The 25959-nt window shown below is 60.9% G+C and carries 29 protein-coding genes; 21 read left to right on the top strand and 8 right to left on the bottom strand.

Going from position 1 to position 25959, the window contains the following annotated elements; all coding sequences use genetic code 11:
* Positions 1-4: 4 nt before the first annotated feature.
* Genes VFG26_RS04115 through ssuD form a run of 3 tightly spaced genes read right to left on the bottom strand, consistent with a single transcriptional unit; the run spans position 5 to position 2778 of the window.
* Positions 5-778, bottom strand: coding sequence for an ATP-binding cassette domain-containing protein (locus tag VFG26_RS04115; RefSeq protein ID WP_325022518.1), 774 nt, complete (start codon positions 776-778; stop codon positions 5-7).
* 27 nt (positions 779-805) lie between these two features.
* Complete coding sequence (gene ssuC / locus VFG26_RS04110; protein WP_325022516.1) at positions 806-1606, bottom strand: aliphatic sulfonate ABC transporter permease SsuC; 801 nt, start codon at positions 1604-1606, stop codon at positions 806-808.
* On the bottom strand, positions 1603-2778 hold the full coding sequence (ssuD, locus tag VFG26_RS04105) for an FMNH2-dependent alkanesulfonate monooxygenase (protein WP_325022514.1): 1176 nt from the start codon (positions 2776-2778) through the stop codon (positions 1603-1605). Before ssuD ends, ssuC begins: the two co-directional genes overlap by 4 nt.
* 263 nt (positions 2779-3041) lie before the next feature.
* Between ssuD and VFG26_RS04100 the strand changes: the two genes are divergently transcribed.
* From VFG26_RS04100 to VFG26_RS04065, 8 genes are all read left to right on the top strand, one after another.
* Entirely contained in the window at positions 3042-4022 is a 981-nt protein-coding gene (locus VFG26_RS04100) for an aliphatic sulfonate ABC transporter substrate-binding protein (protein WP_325022512.1), read from the top strand.
* A 446-nt stretch (positions 4023-4468) separates the two neighbouring features.
* Positions 4469-5668, top strand: coding sequence for an HlyD family secretion protein (locus VFG26_RS04095; protein ID WP_325022510.1), 1200 nt, complete (start codon positions 4469-4471; stop codon positions 5666-5668).
* Positions 5669-5887: 219 nt separating this feature from the next.
* On the top strand, positions 5888-6508 hold the full coding sequence (locus VFG26_RS04090; protein WP_325022508.1) for a ribonuclease D: 621 nt from the start codon (positions 5888-5890) through the stop codon (positions 6506-6508).
* A gap of 83 nt (positions 6509-6591) precedes the next feature.
* The gene (lptC, locus tag VFG26_RS04085) at positions 6592-8532 is read left to right on the top strand and encodes an LPS export ABC transporter periplasmic protein LptC (RefSeq protein WP_325022505.1); all 1941 of its coding nucleotides are present in this window, start codon (positions 6592-6594) and stop codon (positions 8530-8532) included.
* A 67-nt stretch (positions 8533-8599) separates the two neighbouring features.
* Entirely contained in the window at positions 8600-9466 is an 867-nt protein-coding gene (lptB, locus tag VFG26_RS04080; protein WP_325022504.1) for an LPS export ABC transporter ATP-binding protein, read from the top strand.
* Between the two features lie 46 nt (positions 9467-9512).
* On the top strand, positions 9513-11042 hold the full coding sequence (gene rpoN, locus VFG26_RS04075; protein WP_325022502.1) for an RNA polymerase factor sigma-54: 1530 nt from the start codon (positions 9513-9515) through the stop codon (positions 11040-11042).
* Between the two features lie 220 nt (positions 11043-11262).
* Positions 11263-11883: a ribosome hibernation-promoting factor, HPF/YfiA family gene (gene hpf, locus VFG26_RS04070; protein WP_325022500.1), complete on the top strand. Its 621-nt coding sequence runs from the start codon at positions 11263-11265 to the stop codon at positions 11881-11883.
* Between the two features lie 97 nt (positions 11884-11980).
* Positions 11981-12445, top strand: coding sequence for a PTS sugar transporter subunit IIA (locus tag VFG26_RS04065; protein WP_325022498.1), 465 nt, complete (start codon positions 11981-11983; stop codon positions 12443-12445).
* 66 nt (positions 12446-12511) lie between these two features.
* Here the strand turns inward: VFG26_RS04065 and VFG26_RS04060 are convergent, their stop codons facing one another.
* Positions 12512-13309, bottom strand: a complete 798-nt coding sequence (locus VFG26_RS04060) for an undecaprenyl-diphosphate phosphatase (RefSeq protein WP_325022496.1) — start codon at positions 13307-13309, stop codon at positions 12512-12514.
* 138 nt (positions 13310-13447) lie between these two features.
* Between VFG26_RS04060 and VFG26_RS04055 the strand changes: the two genes are divergently transcribed.
* The 4 genes from VFG26_RS04055 (at position 13448) to VFG26_RS04040 (ending at position 17198) form a co-directional block, all read left to right on the top strand.
* Positions 13448-14152: a glutathione S-transferase family protein gene (locus tag VFG26_RS04055; protein ID WP_325022494.1), complete on the top strand. Its 705-nt coding sequence runs from the start codon at positions 13448-13450 to the stop codon at positions 14150-14152.
* A 48-nt stretch (positions 14153-14200) separates the two neighbouring features.
* Complete coding sequence (queG, locus tag VFG26_RS04050; protein ID WP_325022492.1) at positions 14201-15322, top strand: tRNA epoxyqueuosine(34) reductase QueG; 1122 nt, start codon at positions 14201-14203, stop codon at positions 15320-15322.
* Positions 15319-16182, top strand: a complete 864-nt coding sequence (locus VFG26_RS04045; RefSeq protein ID WP_325022490.1) for an SDR family oxidoreductase — start codon at positions 15319-15321, stop codon at positions 16180-16182. Before queG ends, VFG26_RS04045 begins: the two co-directional genes overlap by 4 nt.
* 122 nt (positions 16183-16304) lie before the next feature.
* The gene (locus VFG26_RS04040) at positions 16305-17198 is read left to right on the top strand and encodes a hypothetical protein (protein ID WP_325022488.1); all 894 of its coding nucleotides are present in this window, start codon (positions 16305-16307) and stop codon (positions 17196-17198) included.
* Between the two features lie 2 nt (positions 17199-17200).
* Here VFG26_RS04040 and VFG26_RS04035 read toward each other — a convergent pair whose 3' ends face one another.
* Positions 17201-18004: an alpha/beta hydrolase gene (locus VFG26_RS04035; RefSeq protein WP_325022485.1), complete on the bottom strand. Its 804-nt coding sequence runs from the start codon at positions 18002-18004 to the stop codon at positions 17201-17203.
* Positions 18005-18038: 34 nt separating this feature from the next.
* Here VFG26_RS04035 and VFG26_RS04030 point away from each other — a divergent pair, with 34 nt between their 5' ends.
* From VFG26_RS04030 to VFG26_RS04015, 4 genes are all read left to right on the top strand, one after another.
* Complete coding sequence (locus tag VFG26_RS04030; RefSeq protein ID WP_325022484.1) at positions 18039-19199, top strand: glycosyltransferase family 4 protein; 1161 nt, start codon at positions 18039-18041, stop codon at positions 19197-19199.
* A gap of 283 nt (positions 19200-19482) precedes the next feature.
* Positions 19483-20214 (top strand): hypothetical protein, encoded by a 732-nt coding sequence (locus tag VFG26_RS04025; protein WP_325022482.1) that lies wholly within the window; start codon positions 19483-19485, stop codon positions 20212-20214.
* A 202-nt stretch (positions 20215-20416) separates the two neighbouring features.
* The gene (gene infC, locus VFG26_RS04020) at positions 20417-20947 is read left to right on the top strand and encodes a translation initiation factor IF-3 (RefSeq protein ID WP_325022480.1); all 531 of its coding nucleotides are present in this window, start codon (positions 20417-20419) and stop codon (positions 20945-20947) included.
* A 149-nt stretch (positions 20948-21096) separates the two neighbouring features.
* Positions 21097-21471, top strand: a complete 375-nt coding sequence (locus VFG26_RS04015) for a cyclic nucleotide-binding domain-containing protein (RefSeq protein WP_325022478.1) — start codon at positions 21097-21099, stop codon at positions 21469-21471.
* 5 nt (positions 21472-21476) lie between these two features.
* Here the strand turns inward: VFG26_RS04015 and VFG26_RS04010 are convergent, their stop codons facing one another.
* A complete protein-coding gene (locus VFG26_RS04010; protein ID WP_325022476.1) occupies positions 21477-21659 on the bottom strand; it encodes a hypothetical protein in 183 nt (60 codons plus the stop codon).
* A gap of 92 nt (positions 21660-21751) precedes the next feature.
* Entirely contained in the window at positions 21752-21952 is a 201-nt protein-coding gene (locus VFG26_RS04005; protein ID WP_325022474.1) for a hypothetical protein, read from the bottom strand.
* Positions 21953-22218: 266 nt separating this feature from the next.
* Between VFG26_RS04005 and VFG26_RS04000 the strand changes: the two genes are divergently transcribed.
* Positions 22219-22701 carry a GtrA family protein gene (locus tag VFG26_RS04000; RefSeq protein ID WP_325022472.1) on the top strand — a complete coding sequence of 161 codons (483 nt, stop codon included), beginning with the start codon at positions 22219-22221 and terminating at the stop codon, positions 22699-22701.
* Positions 22702-22723: 22 nt separating this feature from the next.
* On the opposite strand, the gene VFG26_RS03995 is transcribed toward VFG26_RS04000, so the two are convergent.
* Positions 22724-23071 (bottom strand): hypothetical protein, encoded by a 348-nt coding sequence (locus tag VFG26_RS03995; RefSeq protein WP_325022470.1) that lies wholly within the window; start codon positions 23069-23071, stop codon positions 22724-22726.
* Positions 23072-23514: 443 nt separating this feature from the next.
* On the opposite strand from VFG26_RS03995, the gene rpmI reads away from it, so the two are divergent.
* The 4 genes from rpmI to VFG26_RS03975 all read left to right on the top strand — a co-directional run bounded on the left by rpmI (position 23515) and on the right by VFG26_RS03975 (position 25898).
* Positions 23515-23715 (top strand): 50S ribosomal protein L35, encoded by a 201-nt coding sequence (rpmI, locus tag VFG26_RS03990; RefSeq protein WP_015596609.1) that lies wholly within the window; start codon positions 23515-23517, stop codon positions 23713-23715.
* 96 nt (positions 23716-23811) lie between these two features.
* Positions 23812-24189 carry a 50S ribosomal protein L20 gene (gene rplT, locus VFG26_RS03985; protein WP_290993618.1) on the top strand — a complete coding sequence of 126 codons (378 nt, stop codon included), beginning with the start codon at positions 23812-23814 and terminating at the stop codon, positions 24187-24189.
* Between the two features lie 224 nt (positions 24190-24413).
* Positions 24414-25487 (top strand): phenylalanine--tRNA ligase subunit alpha, encoded by a 1074-nt coding sequence (gene pheS, locus VFG26_RS03980; protein ID WP_325022464.1) that lies wholly within the window; start codon positions 24414-24416, stop codon positions 25485-25487.
* A 60-nt stretch (positions 25488-25547) separates the two neighbouring features.
* On the top strand, positions 25548-25898 hold the full coding sequence (locus VFG26_RS03975) for an endonuclease domain-containing protein (RefSeq protein ID WP_325022462.1): 351 nt from the start codon (positions 25548-25550) through the stop codon (positions 25896-25898).
* Positions 25899-25959: the final 61 nt, after the last annotated feature.

Raw genomic sequence — 25959 nt, 5'->3', positions numbered from 1 at the left:
CTGATCAAACTTCCTTGAGAATGCGCGCCTGCAATGCCGCGAGTTCCGGATCCGTGCGATCGCGCGGCCTCTCGGCGCTGACATCGACGTCGAACGCCAGGCGACCATTCTTGATCACGACGACACGATCCGCCAGCGCCACAGCTTCGGCGACGTCGTGGGTGATGAGAAGCGTCGTAAATCGCCGCTCGAGCCACAGCGATTCAAGAAGCTCGTGCATTTCAACACGCGTCAGCGCATCGAGCGCGCCGAAGGGTTCGTCCAGAAGCAGGACGCTCGGCCGGCCGACGAGCACGCGCGCCAATGCAACGCGCTGGCGCTGCCCGCCCGAAAGCACCGCCGGCCAATCGTTGGCACGATCTGCGAGTCCGACTTCTCTCAAAGCTTCCAGCGCCGTCTCGCGCCAGCCCGGAGCCCGCGCAATGCCGACGTTGCTGAGAACGCTCTGCCAAGGCAGAAGACGCGCATCCTGGAAAAGCAGACGCACGGAATCCTGCAGTCCGCGAACCGGCTTTCCGTCAATGACGACCTGCCCCGCTTCCGGCTGATCGAGACCGACGATCAAACGCATCAGCGTCGACTTGCCGACGCCGGACCGGCCAACGATGGCAACGAACTGACCCGCAGGCACATCGAGGCTTAGTCCGTCGAGAACGACGCGCTGCCCGAACGCCCGCTTCAGCGCTTCAAGCTTCAGCGACTTGCCTAAGCCCTTCAGCTTTGCCTCGCCCTCCGCGCCGAAGCCGGCGTCCTGGCGGTTATCGAGTCTCTTCAACATTGCTGCATGATCCAATGTGTTCTGCTCTTAGGCTGATACGGAGCCGGCGCTGTGATAGGCGGGATGCCACGCCAGCACCCGGTGCTCGATCAGCTTCGTCGCGAAGTCGGCTGCCTTACCCAGCAGCGCATAAACGAGGATGCCGAGCACGACCACGTCGGTCTGCAGGAATTCGCGCGCGTTCATCGTCATGTATCCGATACCCGATGACGCGGAAATCGTTTCCGCCACGATGAGCGTCAGCCACATGATACCCAGCGCATAGCGCAATCCAACGAGAACGGACGGCAACGCGCCCGGCAGAATCACGCGCCAGAAGATTGCGAAGGGCCCAAGCCCGTTCACCTTCGCCATCTCGATCAGGCCGCGATCGATGGTGCGAATTCCGTGGAAAGTGTTGAGGTAGATTGGGAACATCGTTCCCACGGCGACCAGAAAGATCTTCGCCGTCTCGTCGATGCCGAACCACAAGATAACCATCGGGATGATGGCGAGATGCGGCACGTTGCGAAGCATCTGCAGCCCGGAATCCAGCAGCCGTTCCGCAGGACGCGATACGCCATTGAGAACGCCGAGGACAAAGCCCAAGCTGCCGCCCACCGCAAGCCCGATAATGGCGCGATTGAAGCTGATGAAAACGTGATGCGCGAGCGTGCCGTCCTTGGCCGTTTCCCAGAAAGCCAATGCGACATGGCTCGGCGCGGGAAGCACACGCTCCTCGATCAAGCCCACGCGTGTGGCGATTTCCCAGAGAACCAGAACGGAAACGGGCAACAGCCAGGGCACCAGGCGGTCGGCGATGCCTTCCGCGCGCGAAGTCCGGCTCATGATTGCCCCCGTTGGCGTTCTTCAGGAAGAAAGGAGTTGGCGATCGTCTCGCCGACCGGACCGCCTGGACGTCTCCGTCCCTGCTCGCGAGAGCCGTGCGCCAGAGGCAACAGCGGGAACACGAGTTCCGAGAAACGGTAGGCCTCTTCCAGGTGCGGATAGCCTGAGAAGATGAAAGTGTCGATGCCAACGCGCATGTACTCTTTGATGCGCTCCGCAACGGTCTGCGCATCGCCGACGAGAGCCGTACCAGCCCCACCGCGAACGAGCCCGACGCCCGCCCAGAGGTTGGGGCTCACTTCCAGCTTGTCTCTGCTGCCGGTGTGGAGCGCGAGCATGCGCTTCTGGCCGACCGAATCCATGCGCTCGAACGTCTTCTGCGCGGCAGCGATGGTCTTCTCATCGAGATGCTTCAAGAGATCGTTGGCTGCACGCCATGCGAGTTCGTTCGTCTCGCGAACGATGACGTGAAGCCGGATGCCAAACGACAGCTTGCGCCCGCGCGCCGCCGCCGCAGCCTGCGCCACCTGAACCTTCTTTGCGACCTCGGCCGGGGGCTCGCCCCACGTCAGGTACTTGTCGACCTGCTCTGCCGCGACCGCAATGCCAGCTTCCGATGATCCGCCGAAATAAAGCGGCGGGTGCGGCGTTTGCACGGGTTGGAAGAGCAACCGCCCATCTTCAATCTTGATGTGCTTCCCATTGTAATCCACGCGGTTGCCGGCGAGCAGCCCGCGGTAGACCTCGAGAAATTCTTTCGTCACCTCGTAGCGCTCGTCGTGCGCGAGGAAGACGCCGTCCCCCTTGTTCTCGACAGGATCGCCGCCCGTCACCACGTTGATCAGCAACCGCCCATCGGAAATACGGTCGAGCGTTGCCGTCATACGAGCAGCAACCGCAGGAGAAAGCAGACCGGGTCTCACAGCGACGAGAAAGCGCAGATCGCGCGTCTGCGGCAACAACGCCGATGCGATCACCCAGGAGTCTTCGCAGCTTCTCCCCGTCGGCAACAGCACGCCGAAATAGCCGAGCCGGTCGGACGCTTCCGCGATCTGCTTTAGATAGCTGAGATCGACGTGTCGGCCGCCAATCGATGACCCCAAATAATGCCCGTCGCCATGCGTCGGCAGAAACCACAGGACATTCGCGCGCTCAGCCGCTTCAATTGTCACAACCAACTTCCTCGGTGTTTTGAACCCTCGATGCGAGGCGCAGCCTGCCCATAGGGCATCAGGGGAAGCCCTCATCGCGGCCTCCGTCAGTCCCACGCAACGTTCTGTTTTATTGGACGAGGCAGACACCGATCACAAACAACAAAAAACGATTTGCATTTCGAATTTTCATATTGGCGTTCCGCGAGATGCCTTCGCTTTACTCGGGCCATGCAGAACGCGGCAGCGGCACACCGCAGCAGCACAACTTTGGATATATCGAAATGGATAGACGCCACTTCTCTAGCGGCCTGGCCCTTCTTGCGCTGACGCTGTCCTCGAACTTCAGCGGCTCTGCCATCGCGGCAGACCAGCCGACCACCGTGCGGATCGGCTTCCAAAAATCATCGACGCTCATCAACGTGCTCAAGGCGAACGGCGAGCTTGAAAAGGCGCTGTCCGAAATCGGCGTGAAGATCGCGTGGTCCGAATTCCCGAGCGGTCTTCCTTTGCTTGAAGCGCTGAACGTCGGCGCCGTCGACGTCTCTGGCGACGTTGCAGATACCGTTCCGATTTTCGCGCAGGCCGCGGGCGCCAAGCTGACCTATCTCGCGACCGAGGCACCCTCGCCGACCGCGCAGGCATTGCTGGTGAAGTCCGACTCGCCGCTGAAATCCGTTGCTGACCTCAAAGGCAAGAAGATCGCCGTTGCGAAGGCATCGGGCAGCCACTACCTGCTCCTCGCCGCGCTTGCGCAGGCAGGCCTGAAGTTCAGCGACATCGAACCGGCCTACCTGACACCCGCCGACGGCCGCGCCGCATTCGAACGTGGCTCCGTCGATGCCTGGGCGACGTGGGACCCATTCGTCGCTGCAGTTCAAAAGCAATCGGACGTTCGCGTTCTCGCTGACGGCACAGGCATCGCTGACTACCGCCGCTACTATCTCGCATCATCAGCCTTCGCTGCAGCGCGTCCTGACGTGCTGAAGATCGTGTTCGCCAAACTGAAGGAAGCTGGCGAGTGGGCGAAGAAGGATCCGGAAGCCGCCGCTAAGCTGCTGGCGCCAGTTTGGGGCCTGGACGCTGAAATCGTCGCTGCCGCGAACGCCCGTCGCAGCTACGTCGTTGAAACGGTAACTGCCGACAACCTCGCCGACGAACAGAAAATTGCCGACGCGTTCTTCGCCGAAAAGCTTCTGCCGAAGGAAATCAAGGCGAGCGAAGCTGCCATCTGGTCGCCCGAAAAGAAAGCCGCTGCGAACTGAAATAAATTCCCGTCTCCTGCGCTCACTCCAGGGCGCCACCGTCCGGTGGCGCCTTTTTTATTGTGGACGCGCCTGAAGCTTGCCCGCTGCCGGGCCCCTCCGTCTGCATCAGGTGCAGCGTCCAAACCGCCGTGAAAAGAGGAAAAGCAATCTCAAAAGCTACGCTTTCTTTGTGCAATGGCTCCGCACATGCGCGCTGCTTGAACTGAAAAGTCCCGTCGAATGGATTAGGCAACCTCGCAGATCCAGCGGCGGCACTCCAATCACTATGTCTCCTCGGCACGGCAAACGATACGTATGCGGAACTTATGCTTTTGCCGAGAGTAGCACGGTTCCGATTCACTCGCGTCGCCTACGGCGCGGCGATGGCCCCGGAACTGGGCGCCCGCTGCCCCGTGACGCCGGCAGGTAGCAAGGTTTCTTCCTGAAGCCTGGAGAAAAGCCCTATGAGCGATGACACAGCCGGGGCGGAAAAGACCGATAGCGCTGAGGTTCAGCCACCTGCGCCTCTCCGAAGTGCTTTTTCATATCTGAGGACGCTCGGCATTCTCGCCATTACGTCCGCAGGAGTCCTGTCCTGGCACTTGAGCGGCAGCGACGACCGCTGGACGCGGCCCGCCCACAGCGAACCGGCCAAACCGGCCATCGAAACCACCGACAACGCCTTCATCGCAGGCGATGTCACCCCACTCGCCGCCAAGGTCTCAGGCTACATCAAGTCCGTGCCGGTCACCGATTTCCAAACCGTAAAAAAGGGCGATGTCCTCGCCGAAATCGATAAATCCGACTACGAGGCGGCGCTAACGCAAGCTCAAGCCAACGTCGCCGCGGCGCAGGCGAATATCGATAATATCGCCTACCGAAAAGAAGCGCAGCAAAGCCTTATCCGCCAGGCGGAAGCGGCGATAGATGCAGCCCAAGCTGACGTCGATGGCTCGAATTTGGAAGTGAAGCGCCAGCAGGACCTGCTCAATCGCAACACCATCGGCACGGCACAACGGGTCGAGCAAGCGCAGAGCGCTGCAAAGCGCGCGGCCGCTCAACTCCTTCTCAGCAAAGCCCAGCGCGATCAGCAAAAGACGATGACGCCCAGCATCAATCTCGCTCAGCAGCAGTTCGATGCCCAGCTTCGGGCGGCCAAAGCCGCGGCTGATGTTGCGCGCGACAACCTCGCGAGCACCCGGATTCTGGCGCCCACCGATGGCATGGTTGGTCTGCGTCAAGTCCGTCCGGGCCAGTTCGTCGCCGCGGGATCTCCCATCATCACCGTCGTTTCGCTTCCGAAAGTTTGGGTCATCGCGAACCTCAAGGAAACGCAGATGACGAAGGTGCGTGCCGGACAGACGGCCCGCGTCAAGATAGATGCCTTCCCCGATCTGAAGGTCACGGGGCGTGTCTCCGGATGGGCGCCTGAAACGGGCAGCCCTTTCGCGTCCCAGGCTCCCGATGGGTCGTCGGGCAATTTCGCGAAGGTCGTCCAGCGCGTGCCCGTAAAGATCCTCCTCGATCAAAATCCGGATCTCGGCACGCTCGTCCGGCCAGGGATGTCCGTGGAGGTTGCGATCGAGACAGGGCCGGGACAGCCTAAAAGCGAGCCCAACACGGTCAAGAGAAGTCCCGATCCGGCATCAGCCTCGGCGAACTGATCAGGATCACCCGGAACGCTCATCCCCCGTCGCGTGCCCCGCCAAAGGCCGGCCTTCTTGCTCTGGACCTTCGCCGAATGCTACAGACCTAAATCGCTTTGAGTCCTAGAGCGTAGCCACATCAATCATTTAGTCTCCGGCAAATACCTTCGGCCAAGCTCGTGGCGTTAGCCGCGAGTTGCCTCGACCGCCGCGGCGACGACGACGGAATTGAAAATAATGACCGCGCCCAACATCAAGCTTCACAAAGGCGATTTGCCCGCGGGCCTCACCTTCCCAAACGGCGTTGCGATCGACACCGAGACTCTGGGACTGAAACCCCACCGCGACCGGCTCTGTCTGGTGCAACTCTCCGGCGGCGACGGCACCGCTCATCTCGTGAAATTCGACGCCAGGACTTACGAGGCCCCGAACCTCAAGGCGCTCCTGGCAGACCAGAACACACTGAAGATCTTTCACTTCGCGCGTTTCGACGTCGCCGTCCTTGAACAGTACCTTGGAGTTGTAACGACGCCAGTTTACTGCACCAAGATTGCATCTAAGCTATCTCGCACCTACACCGACCGGCACGGGCTGAAGGACCTTGTGGGCGAACTGCTCGGCATCGAGATTTCCAAGCAGCAGCAAAGCAGCGACTGGGCAGCGGCAGAACTATCAGACAGCCAGAAATCCTATGCGGCGCATGATGTTCTGCACCTTCACGCACTCAAGTCGAAGCTCGATATGATGCTCGCGAGAGAAGGCCGCGAAGAACTCGCCGACAAGGCGTTCAAGTTCTTACCGACGCGCGCCCGCCTCGACCTCGTGGGCTTCGAAGAAGACGATATTTTTGCGCACTGACCCCGGCCGGCGCCGGAGGCCGAGCATAAGGTCCCAAAGTCTCCGTATTTTCCAGAGAGATTGAAGGCCTTAGGGGGAACTGCATGGCCAGCGGGGCTATCACTTCAGATAATTTGGCTGTTGCTGCGGCCCCGGCGCGCGGCAGCAGCATCGTCATTGCTGGCGACCGCAGCAAAAGCCGGAAGGCCGCCCACCGCCACTCAAAGCGCGTCCGGATTCTGAAGTTTGCGCTCCCGCTCACAGCCATAGCGACAACCGCGATCACGACGGTCAACATCCTCGGCAACGCCGGTCTCGCGCCCTCGCTTCCCAAGCTCGAAGTGCCCCAGATCGTCGCTGACAATCTCAAGATGCATAACCCGCATTACGAAGGGTTCAACGACGACGGCGGGCGCTACTGGGTAAAGGCGGAGACGGCGCAGCAGGATTTGAAAACGCTGACCGCCATTCACCTGCAAGGCATCACCGGCGAGCTGACCGATCCCAAGAAGCAGAAGACAAATCTCGTCGCGGCTCGCGGCCTATTCGACAATAAATCGAACGTTCTCGAACTTTACGATTCGATCGAGGTCACGGGCGACGGCGGCCTGACAGCCAAGCTGACGCGCGCGACGATCAAAACGAAAGAAAACATCATCACGTCCGATCAGCCCTCGGTTATCACCATGGGTGCGGGGCAGATCTCGTCCAATCAGCTGACGATCAGGCAGAAGGCCAAGGAATATACGTTCCTCGAAAACGTTCGCACGCACATGAAGCCTAAGGACGCTCCAGCCCCCGCTCCTGAGGATCAATCTGCACAGCAATCGCTGCCGTTCGGAAAGCCCGGAGAGCCTGTCGAAGTCCTGGCCAATCGCCTCGACATCGACGACGTGAAGAAAACCGCATTCTACACGGGTAAAGTCATCGCTACGCAGGGCGGCGCCACAATGACTGCGCCTGAAATGACCGTGACCTATGAGGGTTCAGTCGCCCCCGAAGGTGGCGATACCACGAAGGCCGCTGCGCAGGACGCCAGCAGTCAGGGCACCAAGGTCAAGCAAATCGTCGCGACCGAATCCGTTGTGCTGACGCAGCCCAATGGCCAGACGGCAACGAGCCACACCGCGCTTTTCGATACGGTTTCGAACACGGCCGTTCTCGAAGGCGACGTTGTGCTGAGCCAGGGCGAAGACAAGAAAGCCGTGGGCGACCGCCTCGATTACGACCAGACCGCGCAGACCATGGTTTTGACGGGTCCCGTCGTCGTCACGCAGGGCTCGAACGTGCTGAGAGGCCGCCGGCTGACCTATCACCGCGCCACGAGCAAAATGCAGCTGACCGCCCCCGGCGATGCAAGCAACGGCATAAGCCCCGGCCGCATCACGGCGCATTTCGTGCGCCCGTCAGCTAAACCCGGCGCGCCGGCCGAAGAAGAGGAAGAGGAGAGCGGCGGCGGCATCTCGTTCGGCGCTGCGTTCAAAACGGACGCGAATTCGCCCTACGATGTCGTCGCAGAAAAGCTCGAAGTCGATGACGTCGCCAAGACCGCCGTGTTCACCGGCAACGTCTCAGCCGTGCAGGGCAGCATTTCGATGCGATCGCAGGAGTTGACTGCTTTTTATACCGGCAATGCCGGCATCGCCGCCGACGGCGACGCGGCAGCCAGCGCAACGCCCGCATCATTGACCCATCTGACCGCGCGCAAGAAGGTCGTCGTGACCGCCAAGGACGGGCAAACCGCAACCGGCGACTGGGCCGAAGTGGACGTCAAGAAAAACACGACGACGCTCGGCGGCGCCGTTGTTCTGACCCAGGGCAAGAATATTGTGAATGGAACGCGGCTGGTCATCGACATGAATACGGGCGAGGCCACGATCAAGACCGAGCCCACGGCAACGAGCGGAACGGTCATGTCGAGCCAGGACGGAGCCAGTAAAGGCGAGATCTTCAAGGCGGAACGTCCGAGCGCGGTCTTTTATCCTGGCCAATTGAAGAAATCGAAAATCCAGGCGGACAGCTGGCAGGTCCGTACGTCGCCTTGACCTGGCTCAAGGCTTGGCGACATTGAGACCGCGGCAACAGTGCGCATAAGGGCTGCTAGAGGTACCGGTGTTTAAGGCATTACCAATTCGCCTCAGATCGAATTCGCGTTCGGATGGCGCCGCCAACAATGGCGCGGGCGCGCATTCGAACGGCGCGGCAGTCAGGGCTGCACCCTCTGCCGACGATCCGCATGCAATTGGCGCCGACGGATGGCTGACCGCATTCGACGTCAAGAAATCCTACCGCAAGCGGATGGTGGTCAAGGGCGTGAACCTTGCCGTCGGCCGCGGTGAATCGGTCGGCCTTCTGGGCCCGAACGGAGCCGGAAAAACCACCGTCTTCTACATGATCACCGGCCTCGTCGCTGCCGACGAAGGCCGCATCACCATCGACGGCGAAGACGTCACCAAGCTGCCGATGTATCAGCGAGCCCGCCTCGGCGTCGGCTATCTACCTCAGGAAGCCTCGATCTTTCGTGGACTGACGGTCGAGCAGAACATCATGGCTGTGCTCGAGCTGATCGAGCCCAACCGCAAGGCGCGCAAAGAGCAGCTCGATAGTCTGCTCGAGGAATTTTCCATCACACGGCTGAGGAAGTCGGCAGCAATGGCGCTCTCGGGCGGTGAACGGCGGCGCTGCGAAATCGCGCGCGCGCTCGCCTCCCGGCCCTCGTTCATGTTGCTGGACGAACCGTTCGCCGGTATCGACCCGATCGCGGTCGGTGACATTCAGCAACTGGTACGGCACTTGACCGAACGCGGTATTGGTGTGTTGATCACGGACCATAACGTTCGGGAAACATTAAGCCTGATCGACCGCGCCTATATCATCTACGATGGTCAAGTTCTGACGCAGGGCAAACCTTCTGAAATCATATCGAATGAAGATGTGCGGCGGGTCTACCTTGGCGATATGTTCGTTAATGCGCGTTGAGTATAAGTGCCTCCGGACGTTGGTAACCGGAGCAGCGGATTAGCGCATGGCGCTTTCAGCAAAATTAGAGCTGAGACAAGGCCAGCAGCTGGTAATGACACCTCAGCTGCAGCAGGCGATCCGGCTTCTGCAACTGTCCAACCTCGAACTCACAGAATTCGTCGACTCCGAGCTGGAGCGCAATCCGCTCCTCGAGCGCGATGACACCGCGCACACTAAGCCTGTCGAAGATGAGCCCGTTGAACGCGCTGACGAAAGTGCCAGCGACGAGCGTTGGCTCGACCTGCGCGAACCGGTCAACGACCACACGGGCGGCTTGGACGTCGACTTTGGCAACGTCTTCCAGGAACCCGGAACGGGAGAGCCAGGATCCGCACCCGGAGCAGCCTCCGGAATGAGCTGGGCGAACGTCGCCCAGCGCACCCATAACGGGGGCGATGGCGATAGCGATCTGGAGGACTTCATCGCCAACCAGGTCTCCCTTCGGGATCACTTGAGCAGCCAACTGCCGTTAACCGTAAGTGACCCAGTCGAGCGGATGATCGGCCAATATTTGATCGATCTGGTCGACGAGGCCGGCTACATCCCCTCCGACCTTGAGGCCCTGGCCCAGCGCCTCGGCGCGCCGCTCGAACTCGTCGAAAGCGTCCTCGCCAAACTCCAGACGTTCGACCCCCCGGGCATTTTCGCCCGGTCGCTCGCCGAGTGCCTCGCGCTGCAGCTCAAGGATCAGAACCGCTATGATCCCCTGATGGCTGAGCTTCTGGCGAACCTCGATCTGCTCGCCAGCCGCAACATCCCGGCGCTCAAACGCGCGATTGGCATCGATATGGACGAGCTCGCGGACATGATCCGCGAGATCAAGCGGCTCAATCCCAAGCCCGGCCTGAAATTCGGCAGCGTTCAGCTGCAGCCCGTGGTGCCCGACGTCATCGTCCGTGCCGCGTCCGACGGCGGCTGGCACGTCGAGCTGAATAGCGACACTCTGCCGCGAGTTCTCGTCAACCGCACCTACTACGCGCGCATTGCCAAGTCAGCCGCCAACGAGCGCGACAAGGGCTACATCTTCGATTGCCTGCAGACCGCGAATTGGCTGGTGAAGAGCCTGGACCAGCGGGCGCGTACCATCCTGAAGGTCGCCGAACAGATCGTCCGCCAGCAGGACAGCTTCTTCATGTACGGCGTGCAGTACCTGCGCCCGCTGAACCTGAAGGTGATCGCAGACGCCATCTCGATGCATGAATCGACGGTCTCCCGCGTCACGTCGAACAAGTACATCGCGACGCCCAGAGGCATCTTCGAGCTCAAGTACTTCTTCACCTCCGCCATCGCCTCGGCCGCCGACGGGGAAGCGCATTCCTCCGAAGCCGTCCGCCATCGCATCCGCCAGCTGATCGATGCCGAAAGTGCCGCCGACGTGCTCTCCGATGATCAGCTCGTTGAGCGCCTGAGAGGCGAGGGCATCGAGATTGCCCGCCGCACAGTGGCCAAGTACCGCGAGGCCATGCGCATCCCCTCCTCCGTTCAGCGCCGGCGCGATAAGAAATTGGTTGAACGTCTAGGCGACTTCGCGTGAAGCACAACGCGTAAGCTCCTGAGCCTGCGAGGACTTTGGTTACATTCTAAATTTAAAGCGTGATTTGACAGGTTGACGCGGGCAACCTACCGATTGATGTAGAAGAAGACTGGTTAAGTCTCAGGTGCGCGCGCCCCTCGCGCCACAATGCAGCCCGGAGCCCAGGAGCACATTGCGCTCGATAACGGCAGACGCACCCCCGGCAAGAACAGGCATCTCCATGACAATTCAGATCACTGGTAAGAACGTCGACGTTGGCAACGCCTTCCAAAACTACGCTGGCGAAAAGATCCGGGGCATCCTCCAGAAATTCCTCTCCCGCGAAGTGAATGGCCACATCCGGCTTGAACGCGAGCGTGAACTCTTCAAAACCTCATGCACGGTCCAGGTCGCAGGCGGCCTCCTGCTAGAAGCGCATGGTGAAGGCACCGATGCGTACAGTTCGGTCGATTCTGCCGCGCAACGGCTGGAAACCCGTGTCCGCCGCTATAAAAGCCGCATTAAGCATCACACGTCGCCGGCTGCTGCCGCGCGTCGCAAGGTCGACATCGCAGCGCGCGACTATGTAGTGAGCCTGAGTGACGATGATGAGCCCGATCAGGACGGGGCGAATCCGCTTATTATCGCCGAAGGCCATCGCAACGTCGGGCATATGACGGTAAGCGAAGCCGTAATGAAGCTCGACCTTTCGGAAGCATCGTTCATGATCTTCAGGAACGCGGGCCACGGCGGCTTGAACGTCGTTTATCGCCGCGATGATGGTCACATCGGGTGGATTGACGCCGAGCTGCCCGTGGCGGCGAAGGCAAACGGCGCCTCCGCGCCGAAACATACGGGTTGAGGGCAGTTTATTTATTTTGATCGGGTAATGTGGCCGCCGTCCAAGTTACTGGCTCGGTAGTCACATTGGCGACCATATCATGGTGGATGGAGCCGGAATGAATATTGAAGATATACTCGCGCCCGATGCAATTATTCCGCATCTCGACGCCGACGATAAAAAGCGCGCTCTTCAGGCCCTTGCCGAGAAGGCCGAAGGCCTGACGGGCGCAACAGCTGCCGAGATCTATGCAGCCCTGCTTCAGCGGGAAAGACTGAGCTCCACGAGCCTCGGCCGCGGCATCGCGATCCCACACGTCAAGCTCCCCGGCGTGAAGAAAATCACGTGCCTCTTCGCGCGCCTCGGCCGGCCGATCGCGTTCGAAAGCCACGATGGCGAACCTGTCGATCTGCTGTTCTTCCTCTTGGCCCCCGAACACGCCGGCGCCGACCACCTGAAGGCCCTGGCGCGCATCTCCCGCCTTGTCCGCGATCCAGCCACCCTTGAAGGGCTGCGCAGCGCCAAGGACGTCGAAGCCCTTCGTGACGTGCTCACTAAGCCCGTGACGTCTCACGCGGCCTGACCCGCTCGACCGCGCTCGGCGGCCGGCTCGCGAAACGCGAGTCGTCGAGCGCCATTACGAATTGCGTCAATGCAGAACAGCGAGAGCGCCGAGCCCAACACCGCCGACGAGTAGGCGCCACCAGCCGAAGAACGATAGACCACGCTTCCCGATGAAATCGAGCGCGTAGCGGACCACGATGACGCCCGTGACGAACGCCGCGATGAACCCCAGCACGATGTTGCCGACGTCGTCCGGGCTCAGGATCGCCCAGTTCTTGTAAAGGTCGTAGGCGAACGCCCCCGTCATCGTGGGGATCGCGAGAAAGAACGAAAACTCCGCAGCCGTGCGCTTGTCAGCTCCAAGCAGTACGGCGGACACGATCGTCGAACCCGACCGCGATACCCCCGGGATCATCGCCAAACATTGGGCGAAACCGATCGCGAGCGCCGTCGTCGGCGGGATATCCATAACGTCGCTGTAGCGCGGTTTGTGCTTCATCCGGTCGACTGCGAGCAGAATAATGCCGCCCACAATCAGCGCCACGCAAATGACGAACGGTGACTCGAAGAGAATTTCCTTGATGATCCGGTGCGCCAAGACCCCGATAACAACTGCCGGCAAAAATGCGAGCAGCACCGCGAAGACAAACCGGCGCGTTCGCGCATTGGTGGGGAAATCGAGAGCCAGGTGCCACAGCTTCCCCGCATAGATGCTCAGAAGTGCGAAGATCGCACCGAGCTGGATCAGGACCTCGAAGGTGCGGCCCGGAGACGTCACACCCAAAAGCTCTTCCGCGAGTAGAAGGTGCCCCGTCGAGGAAACCGGTAGATACTCCGTCAGTCCCTCGATGAGGCCCAACAGTACGACTTGCCAAGTTTCCATCAATGCCGACCTCGCACTTCGAAAGCGGGCGAGCGTTAACAGAAAACCGGGCAATGCCAAAGAGGTCGTTTAGCCGGGTTGCCATCGAATCGGCGACAGCGGGTGTATAGTGCGGCTGCCAGCAAAATTAGGAATCCTATGCCTCCGCGACTTACGCAGTATCGCCTATGCCCGCGTTCCCGGTCCATTCGACTGGCGCTCGCCGAATACGGTGTTGAAGTTCAGCTCGTCGATGAAAACCCCTGGGAATGGCGCCAGAGCTTCCTCGCGAAGAACCCGGCGGGCGAGATGCCGGTGCTGGAATTCGACAACGGTCTTATCCTTTGCGGCGCATATTCGATTTCAGAATTCATCGCGGAAGAAGTGCTGCCGGTCGCCACGATGGTCGCACCCGGACCGCCGCCGCTCATTCCCGGCAACCGCGAGGACCGCGCCGAAATCCGCCGTCTCATCGACTGGTACCACGGCAAGTTCGACCGTGAAGTAACGCGCGAGTTGCTCGTCGAGAAAGTCTATAGTTCGATGCTGCCCACAGGCCCGGTGGCGCCTGATCCGGGCATCCTGCGCGCGGTGCGTGCGAACCTCAAATACCACCTGTCCTACACAGGCTACCTCGCGGATAGCCGGCGCTGGCTGGCTGGCGACGAACTGAGCTTTGCCGACATCGCCGCCGCAGCCCAGATTTCGACGGCGGACTACCTGGGAGAAATCCCGTGGAACGACTACCCAACGGTCAAGGTCTGGTATCAGCGGATGAAATCGCGCCCCTCGTTCCGCCCGCTCCTGAGCGACCGCGTGCCCGGGACAGCGCCGCCCCTTGCCTATTCCGATCTCGATTTCTAAATCGCTCATATGCTCGCGGCGCTAAAAACCAGTTCCGATCTCGCGGACATGATCCGCACCGAAGCGTCGACCCTTGGGCTCGACGCTGTCGGCATCGCGCGGTTAGCGGACGATCCCGAACTCAGCGCGCGCTTGGCCCACTTCCTGAGTGAAAAGCGTCACGGCGACATGGACTGGATGGAAACCCATGCCGACCGGCGGAGCGGTCCCTTGAAGCTTTGGCCCGAGGCGCGCAGCGCTATTATTTTCGGACAGTCCTACGCGCCGCCAGACAATCCGCTCGACGCTCTCGCCCATCGTTCCAACGCGGCGATTTCCGTCTACGCCAAAGGGCGCGATTATCACGACGTCCTGAAGAAGAAGATCAAATCCTTTGCGCGTTCGTTTGCCGAACGCTCGGGCGCGGACGTGAAAGTCTTCGTCGATACCGCGCCGCTGATGGAGAAGCCGCTGGCCGCCAAAGCCGGCCTCGGCTGGCAGGGCAAGCACACGATCCTCGTTTCGCGCGACCATGGCAACTGGCTCTTTCTCGGCATCGTGTTGACGACAGCGGAGTTGGAGTCGGATTCTAACGGCGCCCTCACGGATCATTGCGGCTCATGCCGCCGCTGCCTTGATGTCTGTCCGACGAATGCTTTCCCCGCGCCCTATCAGCTCGACGCACGCCGCTGCATCGCCTACCTGACGATCGAGCACAAAGGTCATATCGCGCCGGAATTCCGTGCGCCGATCGGCAATCGCGTTTTCGGCTGCGATGACTGCGCCGCGGTCTGTCCGTGGAATAAGTTCGCAAGCACCGCCACGGAAATGCGCTATGCCGCACGGCCCGAAACGGATAATCCGCCGCTCGCCGAACTTCTCGCGCTCAACGATGCTGCATTCCGCGCGCGGTTCGCAGGCACGCCGATCAAACGCACCGGACGCGACCGCGTCGTGCGCAACGCGCTGATCGCCGCCGGAAACTCCGGCGACAGATCGCTGCTTGGTCAAATCGAAAACTTGATCGGAGACAACTCCGCGCTTGTCCGTGCGATGGCGATCTGGGCCTCGCGCCGCCTCGCAAATCCGGCTGAAGCCGAAGCTCTTCGCGAGCGCTATCAAGCTCAAGAGCGCGATGCGGAAGTTGCCGCCGAATGGACCTTGCCAATGGAAGGATTTCAACCAGCATGAGCCGGCTCTTCTGTTTCGGGTTAGGCTACTGCGCCGGCGCGTTGAGCCGCCGGCTCATTCCGCAGGGTTGGACCGTAGCCGGAACAACAGCACACGCCGATAAGGTCGAGCGTCTCGCCAGCGAGGGCGTCGAGCCGTTCTTCTTCGACGGCACCGGCGCACTGCATGACGTGGCCGAAGCGATGCAAGGCGCAACGCACGTGCTGCTATCCATTCCGCCGGACGCGCAAGGCGACCCCGCCTTACGGCACTACGGTGACGCAATCGCCGCCACGCCTTCTATTCGCTGGATCGGCTACTTCTCGACTGTCGGCGTCTACGGCGATGCGGCTGGCAACTGGGTCGACGAGACGAGCGCAACACAACCCGGCACCGAGCGCGGCCAGCGCCGCTTGCAAGCGGAGAACGGCTGGAGCGATTTCGCCCGCAAGGCCGGAAAAACGCTCGTGATCTATCGGCTCCCTGGCATCTACGGGCCGGGCCGCAGCGCCATCGATCAGCTGAAGGCCGGCACCGCGCGGCGCATCTTCAAACCCGGCCAACTGACCAACCGCGTCCACGTCGAAGACATCGCGACCGCCGTCGAAGCGAGCCTCGATCATCCGGCCGGTGTCCACATCTTCAACGTGACGGACGACCTCCCCGCGCCTCCGCAGGACGTCATCGCCTACGGCGCGGAACTGCTCGGCGTCCCGTGCCCGCCCGCGACCGACCCCTCTGACGCTGATCTGTCACCCACCGCGCGAAGTTTCTATATCGAAAACAAGAAGGTCTCGAACGCGCGCATGAAGTCCGAACTCGGCGTCAAGCTTGCGTATCCAACGTACATCGAAGGCCTGAAGTCGATCGCCGGACTTTAGCCAACAGATTTAGTCCGCCATCGCATCTTTTTCCCGCAATTCCGCCAGAAAGGAGGATAAAGACAATCGCAGCTGCGCTCCCGAACGGGAACGCCGATGCGAGCGGGACCGAAGAGCTTCCCATGGCGATGAAAGCGATTTTTGCAGCGGCGCTGGCGGTCGTAATGCCCGCGCTTGCAACGCACGCTGATCCTATAGATCCGGCTCAGGTCATCGCGCAAAAATTCTCGGACGCGAGCGAAGAGCCCGCGCCAAAGCCAAAGCCCCCCGCACCATCACCAAAGCCGCCCTCAGCTGCGGCAAAGCCAGACGCGGACTACGAGGCAGATATGCTGAGCAGGGCCCGCAGGGAAGCAGCCGAGCGCATCGCGCAACCGGAAAAAATTATCGTCCAACCGCCAGCCGCTGCTGCACCATCGGCTCAGCCTCCGCAAGCTTCGCCACCCGCGCCGCAGCCGACTGCACCTTCCGTTGCGGCCCTCCCGCCGAAACCCGAAATCGAGCGCCCTGCCGATTCGCCAAAAGTATCCGCTTCCCAGGCAACGGTGCTGCTCGTGTTGGATACCGATGGCGACACGTCCGGCATTAGGCCCGATCCAATCATCTGCATCGACGATCGCTGCTGGATCTCGCGCGGCATCGAAGCTCCCGCCGCCGCGATGCCACGCACGAAGGCGCAAGCATTGAAGACGACCGAGGAGGCATCGCCCGACTCTTGCGCCGGAAAATCCGCGTGCGTTTATCGCGGCATCACCATTGAAGACGGCGCACGCGTCGAAGTGATCCAAGCGGGTGAAAGTCGCGGCGCCTCGTCTGGTGCTTTCACCATTACTCCCGATAAGAGCTGCCGCAAGGACGCGGGCGGTCTCGTTTGCGACAACGGCCTCGCAACACACGATTTTCGAATTTGGGTCGTGCCCGAAGCTCTCGCTGCATCCATAGGCGCGAACGGCCTTGAAGATGCCGTCGCCGAAGGCCTTCCCGAGTCAGACGTCACGGCAGGCAGCGACAAATAAGGCTAAAGCAGCCTGCTGATTTCCGCGAAGAGCAGCTCGATATCCTGCGGGCGCGATAGCCGGTGCTCGGCATCAGGCACCTCGATGAGCTTGACGTGCACGCCGGTCAAAAACGCCGTCAGTTCTCGCGTGTGAGACGCTGGCACATCGGTATCGAGCAAGCCCTGCACGATCACGACGGGCCGTCCTGGATCGAACGGCGCGCGCGCCAGAAGATGCTGTCGCCCGTCCTCGATGAGGTCGCGCGTGATCGTATAAGGTCCGGCATAAGCCGAAGGCTGCTGGTACGAACCACGCTCCATGATTTCGCGGCGGGTCTCTTCAGGAAACCTCTTCCACATCAGTTCTTCCGTCATGTCCCAGGCCGGAGCGATGAGAACGACGGCCTTGATCCGCGCCGCCTCATCGGGCCGTTCGCGCAGAAGCTTCCGCAAGAGCAAAAGCGCGATATGCCCGCCCATGCTCGAGCCGATGATGATCTGCGGCCCTTCAGTTACCCGGGTGAAAACCGCCTCGGCTTCTTCGAGCCATCGCCCGATCGTGCCTGTCTCGATGGGAACGGCCGATAGGCCATGACCCGAGTAATCGAACCGCGTGGAAGAGAGGCCGTGCTCCGCCGCCCATTGGGCAAGCGCCGTCGCTTTCGTCGAAGCCATGTCCGACATGAAGCCCGAAAGCCAGAAAAGACCGGCACCGCCGGGTTTTGCCGGACGCTGCGCAATGAACGGGATTTCCCGCGCCTCGCTGCCGTGCCCGACAGGAAGGAATTGCGGTTCGGCTGGTGCAATCTTATAGGGACTGTCCATTGTTGGTCCTGGCGTCTCCGCTTGATGAGTTCAGATGAAAAATAATTTGACGGTGCTGCAAGTCATTCCCCGGATGCGAGCCGGAGGCGCTGAACTCGGCTGCCTGCAGGTCGCAACCGCACTCGTCAAGAACGGACACCGCGCACTCGTTGCATCGCAAGGCGGCCCGCTTGTTGATCAGCTCGTGGCTGCCGGCGCCGAGCATATCACGATGCCGCTTGCCACCAAGAATCCGCTTGTTCTTGCGAAAAACGCCGCCGAGCTCGCCCGCATTATTCGCCGTGAAAACGTCTCTATCATCCACGCCCGCAGCCGCGCGCCGGCCTGGAGCGCCCTTTTCGCAGCCCGCCGCACCGGCACGCCCTTTGTGACAACCTACCACTCCGAATATTCCGAAAAATCGCGGCTGAAAAACTTCTACAACAGCGTCATGGCGCGCAGCGATACGGTGATCGCCGTCTCGGACTACATGGCGCACCTCATTCGCACCCGCTATCACACGCCCGAGAAGCGCATCGCCGTCATTCATCGCGCCTTCGACGACAACGTATTCAACCCGGCTCTGCTGACGCCGGAAAGACTGGCCGCCGTCCGAGCCCAGCTGGATGCCGATGGCTCCAAACCCGTGCTCATGCTGGCCGGCCGCATTACGCCGCGCAAAGCGCAGCACCATCTCGTCTCAGCGCTCGGCATTCTGAAGGCGCGCGGCGCGCCCGACCTCGTCTGCGTTCTGGCAGGCGAAATTGAAAAGCCCGCATTCAAAGCGCAGCTGGAGGCCCAAGCCGGCAAACTCGGCGTGGCACATCAGCTGCGTTTTCCGGGCCATGTGCGCGATGTTGCCGCCGCATACGCCATCAGCGACATTGCGCTCAACATTTCCGAGCAGGAGGGGCTGCCTCGCGTGGCCATCGAGGCTCAGGCGATGGGCGTGCCGATGATCGTGTCGGACACTGGCCCCGGCCGCGAAGTTGCGCTGACGGAGCCCGATGTAGGTCCTGAAGAAGCATCGGGCCTGCGCGTGCCCTACGCCGATCCGGAAGCCGTCGCCAACGCCATAGAGACGATGCTCGGCTGGCCGGCCGAGAAGCGTAAAGCGTACGGTCAAAGAGGCGCGGCAAACGTCCGCAGACGCTTTACCCTTGGCCAGCTGACCTCAAAAACGCTCGCGGTTTATCAGCGCCTGCTGACCGCGTAGTGGGGCTGGCCCAAGGTCGGCCCAAGTAACCATTAAGCGTCTTTTCGCGCGCCGACAGCGGTTGTCCCCTCAAATTTGGTCCGAACGCCACGTTTGCTGTGGTGCAATGAGATGGGTTACGTGAAAAGCGGACAGGCGCCGCGCATGCAAACGCCACAAATTTGTCAGCAATGACGATAAGCGCCTTGGATAGCCATGCGTTTTGGCGTTTGCTAGCTATCGGGGTGAGAGACCTCCGGCGGGGTTGGCCGGATCCGGGGACACGAGAACGACTTTCGGGGCAATGCAAACAGTCATCTGTATTAAGTGGGGCAGTCGATACGGCGTCGACTATGTCAATCGGCTGGCCTCCATGGTCCGCCGCAACACCCGGCGCGAGACGCGTCTCATCTGCTTCACCGATGACGCACAAGGCGTCGACCCATGGGTGCAGACCGCGCCTCTGCCGCCGATCAACTTGCCCGCGCGTGAATCCACGACCCCCTGGCGGAAGCTCTCTCTGTGGCAATATCCGCTTCTCGATCTTGAAGGGGACGTCCTCTTCTTCGATCTCGACGTCGTCATCACCGGGCCGATCGATGACTTATTCGACTACGAACCCGGCCGCTTCTGCGTCGCCCAGAACTGGACGCAGCCCAACGAGCGCATCGGCAATACGTCGATCTATCGCTTTCCCGCGGGGAAGATGTCCCACATCTTCGACACCTTCAATGCCGACCCCGAAGCCATTCTCAGCCGTTACAGGATTGAACAGCAATACATATCGGCTGAGAGCGAGGATGTCGTTTTCTTCCCGCCCGAGTGGTGCCTGAGCTTCAAGCATTCGCTGGTGCCGATCTGGCCCCTGAACTTCTTCGTGACCCCCAGATTGCCGCCCGAAGCGCGCGTGGTCGCCTTCCACGGCAAGCCCGATCCCGATGAGGCACGGGACGGCGTCTGGCCCGTGAACGCCACCTGGAAAAAATTCTACAAGTTCGTCCTGCCAACCCCCTGGATCTCTGAGCACTGGCGCTGAGGGCCGCGTTCGCCCTGCCTCGATGCCCTTCCGGCGAGGCGCTCTGTTCGGAAAATGGGCGAAATCATGCCTTTTGGCAATTTTGCTCATGGCCCCCGCTTGACTTGCGAGCCCGTTCTTTCCCATGTTCGCGGCTGACCGGGCGGAATCCGTCGACGGTCTTGATTGGAACCACAAGAGGAGTTGAACCATCCGTAGACCAATGCGACCCGAGCCTCAGAGCCGGGAAAACCAAGGGCCCCGCATCAACGACCAAATTCGGGCCCGGGAAGTCCGTCTAATTGACGAGACTGGCCAGAACGTTGGCGTCATATCAAAATTCGATGCTCTTGCCCGCGCCGAAGAGGCCGGACTGGATCTCGTTGAGATCTCGCCCGACGCGGAGCCGCCGGTCTGCAAGATCCTCGATTTCGGCAAGTTCAAGTTCCAAGAACAAAAGAAGGCCGCCGAGGCCCGCAAAAACCAGAAAATCGTCGAGTTGAAAGAGATCAAGATGCGTCCGGGCATCGACGATCACGACTACGACGTGAAGATGCGGGCGATTAAGCGCTTCTTTGAAGACGGCGACAAGGTCAAGATAACGCTGCGCTTCCGCGGCCGTGAGATGGCCCATTCCCAGCTGGGCATGGCGGTACTCCAGCGCGTGAAAGCCGACACCGAAGCCATTTCGAAGGTCGAGAGCGAACCGCGCTTCGAAGGCCGCCAGATGGTTATGGTGCTCGCCCCCAAATGATGTGACGGTTTCAGACGGCGGCGGGGTCCTTGCCCCGCCCTTGTCTGCCCGGATGCGCGCTCTCGGAAAGCATGACGCGGCCGGACCCTTGCTCTCCTATTGAGACGGTTTTAGCGTTCCCCGGAACGAGTTTCCGGGGGGACGGCCGCATGAGCAATGACCCGCCATTTGATTTCTCGATACTTGACCGCATCGGCGCGCCCTTCCGCCATTTCGACGCCGGCGAAAAGATCTTCCTCGAAGAGGACCTTGGCGACGCCATGTACATGGTGCGGTCAGGCCGGGTTGACATCATCACCTACGGCACCGTTCTCGAGAACGTCCGCTCGGGCGGCATCTTCGGCGAAATGGCGCTCATCGACGATGGTCCGCGGAGCGCGGCAGCCATGGCGGCCGAGCGGACCGAAGTCGTCGCCATCGACAAGGCGGCCTTCCTCGCGGTCCTGCGGGATCATCCTGAGTTCGCGCTGCGCGTCATGAGCCTCCTGGCGACGCGGCTCCGGCGCATGAACAAGCAGTTATGAATGGATTAGGACAGCAGCTTGCGCTCGGGCGCCGGCGGCGGATCGAATTCGGTCAAACGCTGATGCGCCTCGGCCAGAAGCTCAAGAAGAATGTCCTGGCGATTGTAGAGCTTCGGATAGACTTGGCGCAGGTCGTCCAGCTGCCTCAGCGCTTCGCTATTCAGCGGGATATGAACAATATGCAACATGGCGATACTCCGCAGTGTGCCACTCATGCACCCACACCACCACGGCGGCATGCTGCACGCTGTTCCCCGCGTTACACTGAACGGTTTGCGCTTTAATCGAGCTCGATGAGCCCGAACGAAGCGAGCGTTATGAACGTGACGATCATCACGATGCCGACGAGCAGAACCAGCGCCGGATAAAACGCCACGAAAACCACACCTGCGCGCCAGCCGGTTGCCGAACGCAAACTGATGGCGGCGGTCGGCAGCGCGGCCACGAGCAGGATTGCCACCATGAACGGGTCGAGTTTCATGATCGAACTCTCAAAAACAGCATTCCAGCCCGATTGTAACCTGACAGAATTCAGCGCTTTTGCCAGTCAACGGCAGCCAAAGAAACGCAACGGGCGGCAAATCGAATTTGCTGGTTCATTCCCACGCGCGCGTTCGGACGAACGGTCGATTTGGCGCATGCTGAAAGCCGGCCGAACCGCCTAGAACGCGCGGCAGAGGGCCGGTCCGATTGATTGCTCCCGGGAAAGATCCCGATGTTCCCAGACTTGGCACGGCTCGCCTGCCCGTGCGCGTTATCCTACCGTTCGAAGCCAACCGCGAGAGAACCATCGAGATGCACCCGAAGGTCCGGCACGCACTGCTCTACACGGGCGTCAACCTGGCTTCGACCGTTGTCGACTACACCATCTTTCTCAGCTTCACCCACTTCTTCGGTTTGCCAATACTCCAAAGCGTCATCGCCTATTGCGCGGGGATGCTCGTCAATTACGCACTGACGAGAGGCTTCGTCTTCGTCCACGACATGTCGCACAAGTCCCAGCACCGGCTTTTCATGGAGTTCGTCGGCTCATCTCTACTCGGCCTACTTCTGACGGCCTGCGTCATCTGGCTGACGGTGCACAAATTCAACCTGCCGCCGGTGGACGGCAAAACGATCGCCGTGCTGATCTGCTTCGTCTCGCTCTACTACGTCCGCACCCGCTTCGTGTTCAGCAAGAACACAAACGCCAATGCTTCCGATGCCGCGGAAGCGAGGTCGCCCGGCTGACCCTGCGAAGCGAGATCATTGGCTAGATGTTCACGTGCTGGATGACGTAGCTGCCGCCCGCAGCAATAAGACCTGCGATCAGCACGTATGGCAGAATGGAAACGAGCACCATCAGCAGCTCGACAAATGCTTTGAAGATCTGCTCCGCCGCTGCCCACAGCTGGAAGAACCCGCGATAGAGCACGTAAACGATGGCGATGACGACAACCGCCAGAACCGCCATTTTCCAGATCGGCAGCGACTGCCAGTCCGACTGGAAGATTGCCACCATCTGCCCGAATGACCACTGCCAGACGAGTTCGACAAATCTGAAAATGGCCGTGATGCCTTGCTGCAGCAAACTGACGATCTGATCGATAATCTGCCTCACGGCCCGCCTCCTCGCGCATGTGCCCCGTTAACAACACCTTAACCTTGTACTTGGTTCTAGGCTGAGCACTGTGTTTTTCGCGCTTCCCCCACGAAATCCTGCGACGCGTGGCATTTTTCGCAACGTGCGGACCCGAAAATGTTGCGAAGTTTCGATGCCTCCCCTATAAACCGGCTCAGAGCCGCCCGGCGAGGCATGCCGTGGCGGTTCTTATGCTTTTGAAAAACAAGCGGAAACCGCAAAAAGCACCCTTCGCAGGACCAGCCGTTTCGCAGCGGCTGAGAGTGCTGGAGCAGCAATGCCCCGGCACTTCGGCTCAGAAATGAGCCGTGGGCGTATACGCCCCGTCGCGTCAAGCGGCGCCCCCGCGGAGGGCCAGGATGTGAAGCGCGCTGGCGCAAACGTCCGATGCGGCCCGTGAGCGAGAACTAAGGACAAGCAAAATGCCTAAAATGAAGACCAAGAGCGGCGCCAAAAAGCGCTTCAAGATGACCGGCACGGGCAAGGTCGTTGCAGCCCAGGCCGGTAAGCGTCACGGCATGATCAAGCGCACGGCGAAATTCATTCAGAAGGCGCGCGGCACGGGTGTGCTGAACGACTCTGACGCGAAGATCGTCAAGAAGTACATGCCCTACAATCGCTGAGACGTCCCCGCGCCCGAGTTCGGCTTCCTCAGGAAGCACCGGGCGCCAGACAATCTCCATTCTATCTTGAAGCACTAATTCCAGGAGTTTTCTCCAATGGCCCGCGTCAAACGTGGCGTTACCGCCCACGCCAAGCACAAAAAAGTCATCAAAGCCGCTAAGGGCTTTTATGGCCGCCGCAAGAATACGATCCGCGTTGCCAAGCAGGCGGTCGAGAAGTCGCAGCAGTACGCCTATCGCGACCGCAAGCGTCGCAAGCGCAACTTCCGCGCCCTCTGGATCCAGCGCATCAACGCTGCCGTTCGCGAGCACGGCCTGACGTACGGCCGCTTCATCAACGGCCTGACGAACCTCGGCATCGAAGTCGATCGTAAGGTTCTCTCCGACATCGCGATCAATGATCCGGCAGGCTTCAAGGCCCTTGTCGACAAGGCTGCCGCAGCTGCCTCTTCGCCCGTCGCGAAGGCGGCCTAAGGCCTAGCGCTGCCGCGGCCACCTCGGCCTAAGCGTATTACCCGGCGGAGCGGCCGCGCCTTAAGGCGCGGTCGCAAAGCCGGGCCCCCTCCGCATGAAATCGGTCCGGGGCCGCGGGATACGGATCGTCGCGCGGAGTTGATCGTGCGCACCAAGCCTGCCAAACAAAGGCCGCGCGTCGTCCAGGACGACAACAAGGGCCCGCGCCCGGACGAGGTTTTTGCATGAGCACTTCTGACGTTCTCTCCAAACTGGAAAACGATCTCCTCGCTGAGATTGCAGGCGCCGGCGACTTGGCCGCGCTCGACGCCGTTCGCGTCTCAGCTCTCGGCAAGAAGGGCCGCGTCTCCGAGCTCATGAGCAAGCTCGGCTCGCTGCCGCCGGAAGAGCGCAAGAGCTTCGGCCAGACCGTCAATACGTTGAAGGGAAAAGTTGCAGACGCCCTCGACGCCCGCAAATCGGATCTCGAAACAGCAGCTCTGAACGAGCGTCTCCAGACCGAGCGCGCTGACGTCACGCTGCCGGTCCGCCTCGGCCCCGTTGCCGAAGGCCGCATTCATCCCGTCAGCCAGGTTCTCGACGAGGTCGTCGAAATCTTCGCCGACATGGGCTTCTCCGTCGCCGAAGGTCCAGACATCGAGACCGACGAGATGAACTTCGACAAGCTCAACATCCCGGCCGAGCATCCCGCGCGCCAGGATCACGACACGTTCTATTTCCAGCCGAAGGCCGACGGCTCACGGCTGCTGCTCCGCACGCATACGAGCCCAGTGCAGATCCGCACGATGGTCGGCCAGAAGCCGCCGATCCGCATCATCGCGCCCGGCCGCGTCTACCGTATGGACAGCGACCAGACGCACACGCCGATGTTCCATCAGGTCGAAGGCCTCGTCATCGACGAGTCGACCCACATGGGGCACCTGAAATGGGTGCTGCAGGAATTCTGCAAAGCCTTCTTCGAGGTCGATGAAGTGAAGATGCGCTTCCGCGCCTCGCACTTCCCATTCACCGAGCCGTCGATGGAAGTCGACATTGGCGCCGAAGCCATCGGCAAACCCGGCCAGTGGCTGGAAATTCTGGGCTGCGGAATGGTGCACCCGAACGTGCTGCGCAATTGCTGCCTCGATCCGGAGAAGTACCAAGGCTTCGCATTCGGCGTCGGCCTCGACCGGCTGACGATGCTGAAGTACGGCATTCCCGATCTGCGCTCGTTCTTCGCCGGCGATCTGAAGTGGCTCAGCCACTACGGCTTCTCAATGCTCGACGTCCCGACCCTCGGCGGCGGCCTGTCATCGTGAATTGGAGCAAGATACCCCTCCCCTCAGGGGAGGGGCTGGGGTGGGTGAGGCTGCAGGCGAATGGTCAACGAGATCGCGCGCAAGCTCCGCAAAACACCCACCTCCTCAGAAAAGAGGCTTTGGAACGAACTCCGTAAACTTCGCGCCTCCGGCTATCACTTCCGCAGGCAACATCCGATCGACGGTTTTATCGTTGATTTTGCGTGCCTCTCCCAGAAACTGATCATCGAGGTCGACGGAGCGCAGCATCAATTGCCGGAAAACAGCCGATCGGATGCAGCGCGCGACGCACGGCTTCAATGGCTCGGATACCGCGTGTTGCGGATCGGAAATGGCGATATTCGCGACCGACTTGACGGTGTCGTTTTGGAAATTCTGGCCGCACTGGGAGCGGTGGTGAAACAGGAATGAAACCGCTATGACCGTCCGGTTGCTTCGCCCCACCCCTACCCCCTCCCCGCTGGGGAGGGGA

The sequence above is a fragment of the Hyphomicrobium sp. genome (assembly GCF_035687085.1).
GTDB lineage: Bacteria > Pseudomonadota > Alphaproteobacteria > Rhizobiales > Hyphomicrobiaceae > Hyphomicrobium_B.
This window is presented reverse-complemented; position numbering and strand designations above follow the sequence as displayed.

What these genes read in the sequence shown, in the direction of transcription:
- VFG26_RS04025 (WP_325022482.1), top strand. Translation starts at nt 19,483, where the DNA reads ATGCAAACAGTCATCTGTATTAAGTGGGGCAGTCGATACGGCGTCGAC.
- VFG26_RS03975 (WP_325022462.1), top strand. Translation starts at nt 25,548, where the DNA reads ATGGTCAACGAGATCGCGCGCAAGCTCCGCAAAACACCCACCTCCTCA.
- VFG26_RS04010 (WP_325022476.1), bottom strand. Translation starts at nt 21,659, where the DNA reads ATGTTGCATATTGTTCATATCCCGCTGAATAGCGAAGCGCTGAGGCAG.
- rplT (WP_290993618.1), top strand. Translation starts at nt 23,812, where the DNA reads ATGGCCCGCGTCAAACGTGGCGTTACCGCCCACGCCAAGCACAAAAAA.
- VFG26_RS04100 (WP_325022512.1), top strand. Translation starts at nt 3,042, where the DNA reads ATGGATAGACGCCACTTCTCTAGCGGCCTGGCCCTTCTTGCGCTGACG.
- pheS (WP_325022464.1), top strand. Translation starts at nt 24,414, where the DNA reads ATGAGCACTTCTGACGTTCTCTCCAAACTGGAAAACGATCTCCTCGCT.
- VFG26_RS04115 (WP_325022518.1), bottom strand. Translation starts at nt 778, where the DNA reads ATGTTGAAGAGACTCGATAACCGCCAGGACGCCGGCTTCGGCGCGGAG.
- ssuC (WP_325022516.1), bottom strand. Translation starts at nt 1,606, where the DNA reads ATGAGCCGGACTTCGCGCGCGGAAGGCATCGCCGACCGCCTGGTGCCC.
- VFG26_RS04095 (WP_325022510.1), top strand. Translation starts at nt 4,469, where the DNA reads ATGAGCGATGACACAGCCGGGGCGGAAAAGACCGATAGCGCTGAGGTT.
- rpoN (WP_325022502.1), top strand. Translation starts at nt 9,513, where the DNA reads ATGGCGCTTTCAGCAAAATTAGAGCTGAGACAAGGCCAGCAGCTGGTA.
- VFG26_RS04015 (WP_325022478.1), top strand. Translation starts at nt 21,097, where the DNA reads ATGAGCAATGACCCGCCATTTGATTTCTCGATACTTGACCGCATCGGC.
- VFG26_RS04030 (WP_325022484.1), top strand. Translation starts at nt 18,039, where the DNA reads ATGAAAAATAATTTGACGGTGCTGCAAGTCATTCCCCGGATGCGAGCC.
- queG (WP_325022492.1), top strand. Translation starts at nt 14,201, where the DNA reads ATGATCCGCACCGAAGCGTCGACCCTTGGGCTCGACGCTGTCGGCATC.
- hpf (WP_325022500.1), top strand. Translation starts at nt 11,263, where the DNA reads ATGACAATTCAGATCACTGGTAAGAACGTCGACGTTGGCAACGCCTTC.
- VFG26_RS04005 (WP_325022474.1), bottom strand. Translation starts at nt 21,952, where the DNA reads ATGAAACTCGACCCGTTCATGGTGGCAATCCTGCTCGTGGCCGCGCTG.
- VFG26_RS04060 (WP_325022496.1), bottom strand. Translation starts at nt 13,309, where the DNA reads ATGGAAACTTGGCAAGTCGTACTGTTGGGCCTCATCGAGGGACTGACG.
- VFG26_RS04055 (WP_325022494.1), top strand. Translation starts at nt 13,448, where the DNA reads ATGCCTCCGCGACTTACGCAGTATCGCCTATGCCCGCGTTCCCGGTCC.
- rpmI (WP_015596609.1), top strand. Translation starts at nt 23,515, where the DNA reads ATGCCTAAAATGAAGACCAAGAGCGGCGCCAAAAAGCGCTTCAAGATG.
- VFG26_RS04065 (WP_325022498.1), top strand. Translation starts at nt 11,981, where the DNA reads ATGAATATTGAAGATATACTCGCGCCCGATGCAATTATTCCGCATCTC.
- VFG26_RS04045 (WP_325022490.1), top strand. Translation starts at nt 15,319, where the DNA reads ATGAGCCGGCTCTTCTGTTTCGGGTTAGGCTACTGCGCCGGCGCGTTG.
- infC (WP_325022480.1), top strand. Translation starts at nt 20,417, where the DNA reads ATGCGACCCGAGCCTCAGAGCCGGGAAAACCAAGGGCCCCGCATCAAC.
- lptC (WP_325022505.1), top strand. Translation starts at nt 6,592, where the DNA reads ATGGCCAGCGGGGCTATCACTTCAGATAATTTGGCTGTTGCTGCGGCC.
- VFG26_RS04035 (WP_325022485.1), bottom strand. Translation starts at nt 18,004, where the DNA reads ATGGACAGTCCCTATAAGATTGCACCAGCCGAACCGCAATTCCTTCCT.
- VFG26_RS04040 (WP_325022488.1), top strand. Translation starts at nt 16,305, where the DNA reads ATGGCGATGAAAGCGATTTTTGCAGCGGCGCTGGCGGTCGTAATGCCC.
- VFG26_RS04090 (WP_325022508.1), top strand. Translation starts at nt 5,888, where the DNA reads ATGACCGCGCCCAACATCAAGCTTCACAAAGGCGATTTGCCCGCGGGC.